This is a genomic window from Flavobacterium sp., from assembly GCF_029242675.1.
Classification (GTDB): Bacteria; Bacteroidota; Bacteroidia; order Flavobacteriales; family Flavobacteriaceae; genus Flavobacterium.
The window spans coordinates 1-6474 of sequence record NZ_JAQWTM010000382.1 but is presented as its reverse complement, the minus strand read 5'-3'; the positions used below and the strand labels follow the sequence as shown (position 1 = coordinate 6474).

Annotated in this window: 5 protein-coding genes; 4 read left to right on the top strand and 1 reads right to left on the bottom strand. The window is 34.0% G+C overall.

Features of this window, described 5'->3' with window-relative positions:
- The coding region (locus tag P8M54_RS14030; RefSeq protein WP_300288594.1) for a DUF5117 domain-containing protein at window positions 1–1136 on the bottom strand (1136 nt) is incomplete at its 3' end.
- 331 nt (window positions 1137–1467) lie between these two features.
- Between P8M54_RS14030 and corA the strand changes: the two genes are divergently transcribed.
- The 4 genes from corA to P8M54_RS14010 all read left to right on the top strand — a co-directional run.
- Complete coding sequence (corA, locus tag P8M54_RS14025; protein ID WP_300288593.1) at window positions 1468–2538, top strand: magnesium/cobalt transporter CorA; 1071 nt, start codon at window positions 1468–1470, stop codon at window positions 2536–2538.
- 108 nt (window positions 2539–2646) lie between these two features.
- Window positions 2647–4740, top strand: a complete 2094-nt coding sequence (gene pta, locus P8M54_RS14020; RefSeq protein WP_300288591.1) for a phosphate acetyltransferase — start codon at window positions 2647–2649, stop codon at window positions 4738–4740.
- Window positions 4741–4815: 75 nt separating this feature from the next.
- Window positions 4816–6009 carry an acetate kinase gene (locus P8M54_RS14015; protein WP_300288590.1) on the top strand — a complete coding sequence of 398 codons (1194 nt, stop codon included), beginning with the start codon at window positions 4816–4818 and terminating at the stop codon, window positions 6007–6009.
- A 278-nt stretch (window positions 6010–6287) separates the two neighbouring features.
- On the top strand, window positions 6288–6474 hold a 187-nt coding region (locus P8M54_RS14010; RefSeq protein ID WP_300288588.1), incomplete at its 3' end, for a hypothetical protein.

Here is a 6474-nt window from a genome sequence, read left to right as displayed (position 1 = left end):
GGATCATTCTCTGGCCAGTATTCTCCACGGATAGCATTTTTCCATCCAGCTGCTTCAAAAGCAACTTGCCAGTCATCAATTCCTGCTTTGATGTATTTTTTCCATTTGTCAGGAGTTGCTGGGTCAATGTAATAAACAATTGGTTTTGCTGGTTCGATTAGCTCGCCTCTTTTTTGTTTTTCAGCATCTTCCTCATTTTTAGGCTCCAATCTCCAGCGTACGGCAAATACTTCTTTTTCTGATTTTTGAGATTCTTCTTCAAACACATCATATTGGTTTGCGAAAAATCCAACACGAGGATCAAAAGTTCTCTTGCGCATTGGCACTTTAGGCAAAGCGATCATCGATGTATTCAATTCTACTGTCAAAACACCTGAATCTAATGCCGAAGGTAAGTTGGTACCAATTCTTGGCGCCGGACTTAACGAAATTAAATTAGGAGTTGTTGCATACGTTTTTACCGTTTTTATTTCCGTGTTAATTGGGAAACTGCTCACTTTTTGAACAAAAGAGCGGTCTTTTTGAAATGCTTGGATGCTTAAAGACTGTTTTTTCATTGGATCCAATGAAAAAGTTTGAACATCTCCTTCAAAAGTTGGTGTCATGTCAAAGACATACGCAGTTTCTTTTTTGCCACCGTCTTCTTTTTTAATAGCTAATATATCATAGCTACCAATAATTGGATCAGTAGAAGAATTCTTAACCGCTTGTGCCATTGGTTTTCCTTCGTCAGGAGACATGATCACATAGGTTACTGAACGCAATAAAATGGTATTATTTAGCCCTTTTTCAAACTTGATTACTTGTCGGTTTACCTCTTCACCACCAAAAATTCCTCCACCAGCAGGTGTTTTGGAGAAACGGGTAATAGTCATGATTTCAGTATCAATTAGGGCAGCTGGGATTTCAAAAAGGTATTTGTTATCCACTTTATGAACATCAATTAATCCTTTTTGCGTTGCCGCTGTCGAGTCAATTACCTTTCCATAAGGTTTAGGTCCTTTTTTTTCTTCTTTTTTAGGTGCTACTGCAGCAGTAGAAGGCTCTTTTTTCTTTTTTCTTTGAGCAAAAGTTTCCGTTGTATTACAAGTACAGAGTGCAAGTGCAGCTAGTATTGTAATTTTAAATTTTACCATATTGGTTAAAAGGTTAGGGGTTAGTATTATAGTTTTAGCATGTTATGCTTCGTTTTGCTGTAAATTTAAATATTATATTTAGAAATATCAACAGATACTTAGCAAGTATGCAAGAATCTATGTGTTGTTGTAAAATGTTTTTGTTACTATTATTTTCTGTTTTTTTTCTACAGTTAATTTGCGATTTCCATTATGTTTCTAATGCTGCTAATTGTAACGGAAGAAAAGCGAAGTAAAGCCTCCTAAATTGCAAACAACTCCTTAATTTTAAAGTTTAATTTGGGAATTAATGCCAAAACTATTTTGTATTATTACTAAACATATTAGGGACATGAGAAAAATCAAATATAAAAAAGGTCGTAAAACCACGCCCAATCATTTAGAATACACCGGAAGTCATAAACAGTGGCAGTCTCACATGCAATTATTTGTGTACAATGATACTGAATTTGCAGAATATCAAGAGATTGCACCAAATGACTTTAAAAAATGTATAGATGGCACCCAAACTAATTGGCTAAATATTCACGGCTTAAACGATATTCCGGTAATTGAAGCTATTGGAGCCTTTTTTCAGATCGATAATTTTTTACTCTCCGATATCTTAAATACGACTCGAAGAACAAAACTCGAGGAGTCAGCAAACAGTCTTTTTTTTAACATCAAGTCGATATTGCCAGCAGAAAACTCAGATAATATAAGTATCGAGCAAATTAGTTTTTTAATTAAAGACGGCGTTTTGATTTCGTTTCAAGAAAAGAAGAGTGACTTTTTTACCCATATCAGGGAACGCATTCGAACGCATACTGGAATCATCAGAACTAAAAAAGCTGATTTTTTACTATACTTTTTGTTAGACGCCATAATTGAGAACTTTTTTATTACCATTGAAAACGAGGAAGACAAAGTAGAGGAATTGATAATTTTATCGAAAGTAAGTACAGACCCTAATATTTTAATCCGCATTGAAAAACACCGTGATAATTTCAGTTTCTTAAAACGTTCTATAATTCCGCTTCGTGATTCGCTTTATGGCATCAAATCCCTACGCGAAGATGACTTATGTAATGTGATTGAAAACGAAACCTACGTTTATTTTTCTCGTTTGCATCAAAAATGTTTGGAACTCTTGGAACAAATAGAAAGCGATATGGGAATGCTCGAAAGCGCTTCTAATTTCTTTTTTTCGTCGCAGTCTCATAAAATGAATGAGATCATGAAGACACTAACAATCGTTTCGGCTATATTTATTCCTTTGACGTTCATTGCAGGAATCTATGGGATGAATTTTCAACATATGCCAGAACTAAGTTACCATAACGGTTATTATACAGTCATTGTTATCATGTTTTTAATAGTCATTGGAATGATAATTTATTTTAAAAAGAGAAGGTGGTTTTAGTTTATACTTAATTGAAAATTATATTGTTTGAATAAATGTAAGCGAACCAATCATAGAAAAAGAATGGCACTTATTACTCACTGATTTTAAGAAAATAAAAATATAGAAATGAATAAAGCAGTTTATATAGCAACAAGTGAACATAATAGTGGTAAATCCATAATCACATTAGGACTAATGAGTATTTTAATTGGTAAAACAGCTAAAGTGGGTTATTTTAGACCGATAATAGAAGATTTTGATGACGGCAAAATTGATAATCATATCGAAACGGTTATTTCTCATTTTGGCTTAGACATCGCTTTTGAAGATGCCTATGCTATTACTAAAAGCAAATTAATCAAAAAGAAAAATAAAGGTAAGATTGGCGAAGTACTCGATCTTATTATCGAAAAATATAAGAAATTAGAAGAACAATTTGATTTTGTATTAGTCGAAGGAACCAGTTTTAGCGGTGAAGGTACCGTTATCGAACTCGATATGAATGTATTGATTGCTAAAAATTTAGGTATACCTACTATCATTGTTGGCTCGGGTGTAGGTAAAACACTCGAAGAACTTATTGATAGTTTGTATTTAGCCTACGACTCTTTTAAAGTTAAGGAGGTTGAAGTGCTGGCAGTAATTGCAAATAAAGTCCAATCAGAAAACATTAAATTAGTAACAAATGGATTAAAAGGAAGTTTACCAAAAGAGGTTTTAGTTAATGCAATTCCTATAATATCAAGTCTAAATCACCCTACGATCAAAGAAATAGTAGACGAGCTAGATGCTAAAGTACTTTTTGGTTGTGCATTCTTAAATAATGAAATAGGTAATTTTAGTGTTGGAGCTATGCAGTTGCGTAATTACTTGTTGCATTTAAAAGAAAATGCTTTGGTAATAACTCCCGGAGATCGAGCAGACATTATTTTAGGAGCTTTGCAAGCCAACGAATCGGCAAATTATCCCTCAATAGCAGGAATAGTGCTAACAGGAAATATAGTTCCAGAGGAAAGTATTTTAAAATTGATTGAAGGACTAACTAGCATCGTACCTATTATCTCAGTTGAAGCCGGAACGTATCGTATTACGAATAGTATCGGGAATATAAAGTCCAAGATCTACGCAGACAATACGGTGAAAATTGAAACTTCTATTAACACCTTTGAAAAATATGTTGATGTCGATGATTTATCTGCAAAGTTAAGTGCCTTTGAGGTCGAAGGGATGACTCCTAAAATGTTTCAGTACAACCTTGTAAAAAGAGCGCGTAAACACAGGAAACATATTGTTTTACCTGAAGGCAACGATGAACGAATCATAATCGCTGCCTCTAGATTACTCACAATGGATGTTGTTGATATAACTATTATTGGCGATAAGAAGCAAATAGAAACAAAGGTCGCCGAGTTAGGATTGGCATTCGACTTTTCGAAAGTAGCCATTGTTAACCCTAGAGAATCGGAGCACTATGATGATTATGCTGATACTTATTACCAGCTTCGCAAAAATAAGAATGTTAGTATTACCATGGCTAGAGATTTGATGGAAGACGTTTCATATTTCGGAACCATGATGGTGTATAAAGGTGATGCTGACGGAATGGTTTCGGGAGCAGCACATACTACCCAACATACGATTTTACCAGCTTTACAATTTATTAAAACCAAACCAGATGCAGGAATTGTATCTTCTATATTTTTCATGTGTTTAGAGGATAGAGTATCGGTTTTTGGAGACTGTGCAATTAATCCCAATCCTACTGCAGAGCAATTAGCTGAAATAGCAATATCCTCAGCTGATTCCAGTATGGCTTTTGGTATAGAACCAAAGATAGCAATGTTATCCTACTCTTCAGGTACATCAGGAAAAGGGGATGAAGTTGATAAAGTAAGACAAGCCACTCAAATTGTTCGAGAAAAGCGACCTGATTTAAAAATTGAAGGTCCAATTCAATATGATGCAGCTGTAGATATGACAATTGGAAAAAGTAAAATGCCTAATTCAGAAGTTGCAGGACAAGCAAGTGTACTTATTTTTCCCGATTTAAATACGGGTAATAATACCTATAAAGCGGTTCAAAGAGAAACAGGCGCTTTAGCAATAGGCCCTATGCTACAAGGTTTAAATAAGCCCGTAAATGATTTAAGTCGTGGTTGTACAGTGGATGATATTATCAATACTGTGGTAATTACAGCTATTCAAGCGCAAGGCTTATAATGGGATTTCAAATTTATAAAAATAGTATCTAATCGCTCATGATATACAATCGCGAGCTCAATTTCTCATATTTCAATGAAAATACTTGTTCTCAATTCAGGAAGTTCCTCTATAAAATACCAATTGATAGAAATGCCATCGCAGGAAGTAATTTGTAATGGAATGATTGATAGGATAGGGTTGGAGAGCTCTAATCTGACTTATACTACTAATACAACTAAAGTAGAAGAAAATATTCCCATACTCACCCATAAAGTAGGTGTGCTTAAAATTGCAGATTTGTTGATGAATGAAAACACGGGTGTCATTAAAAACACAGAAGAAATAGATGCCGTGGGGCATCGCGTGGTGCATGGTGGCACTTTTTTTTCGGATACTGTTTTAATTGATGAGGTAGTAAAAGAAAAAATAAAAGAACTTTTTGCACTAGCGCCTCTGCACAACCCAGCAAATTTAGAAGGAATTGAAATTGCCGAGCAAGTATTTAAGCAAGCCAAACAGGTTGCTATTTTCGATACTGCTTTTCATCAAACTATTCCAGAAGTAGCGAATAAATTTTCAATTCCCAATACTTTTTATACCGAGCATAAAATACGTATGTACGGTTTCCATGGAACAAGCCACAAATATGTTTCGGAGCAAGCAATAGACTATTTAAAACAAAGTTCTAAATTAATAAGTATTCATTTAGGAAATGGTTGCAGTGTTACGGCTATAAAAGACGGTAAAAGTATCGATCATTCAATGGGATTTTCTCCTTCAAATGGACTAATTATGGGTACCAGAAGCGGTGATATCGACCATTCTTTAATTTTCTATTTGATTAATGCCCTGGGTTATAGTAGTACAGCAGTCAATGATATCTTGTTAAAGAAAAGCGGAATGCTTGGATTAACAGGATTTAGTGATTTAAGAGATATAGAATCCGAGGCCGAAAAAGGTAACGTAGACTGTCAACTCGCACTAGCGATGAATGCCTACCGAATCAAGAAATTTATTGGTTCGTATACAGCGGTAATGAATGGTCTTGATGCTATTATCTTTACCGCAGGAATAGGAGAAAACTCCTCCTTTATCCGAAAATTAGTTTGTACCGATATGGACTATTATGGTTTGTATTTAGATGACGCTAAAAATGAAATACGATCTAAAGAGCTGAGAGAAATAAATAGCGAAAATGCAACTACTAAAATATTGGTCATCCCAACAAATGAAGAAATGGAAATTGCAATTCAGGTGCAACATTTTTTTAATAATGATGCTTTATAATGTGATTTTTGATTGTAAGTGGAGCTTCAAAGTTAACGAGTACGGCCAATAAAAGTAGTTAGTAGTACCATTAAGTATATATTTAAATTAGTAAAAACCAGTCTGCGCTAAACCAGACTGGTTTTTCTTTTTAACATTGGATTAATAATAAATTACTACTTTTTTGTAAATAAAAAATATTTAATAAAAAATAGTTTATTGATAAAAAAGATGAAGAATAATTAAAATTGTCGCTATATATTCGCGGAATTAACTAAATAAAACTTAATTTTTAACCAATGAAGAAACAATTACTTTTATTCATTTTTGCTCTTTTCGCTTGTATAGCGTGGTCTCAGGGCAACAATGCTAAGGATTTTTCTGTCTCCATTAATGGAAATAGAATTGCTACGACAGCTAATTTTAAGCAACAATTTGAAGTGCTTAAAAAAAATGCTAGTAAGCAGAGTAAAACAACAGAATACA

Excerpts from the sequence above, each read along its gene's own strand:
- corA (WP_300288593.1), top strand. The coding sequence starts at position 1,468 with ATGAGAAAAATCAAATATAAAAAAGGTCGTAAAACCACGCCCAATCAT.
- pta (WP_300288591.1), top strand. The coding sequence starts at position 2,647 with ATGAATAAAGCAGTTTATATAGCAACAAGTGAACATAATAGTGGTAAA.
- P8M54_RS14015 (WP_300288590.1), top strand. The coding sequence starts at position 4,816 with ATGAAAATACTTGTTCTCAATTCAGGAAGTTCCTCTATAAAATACCAA.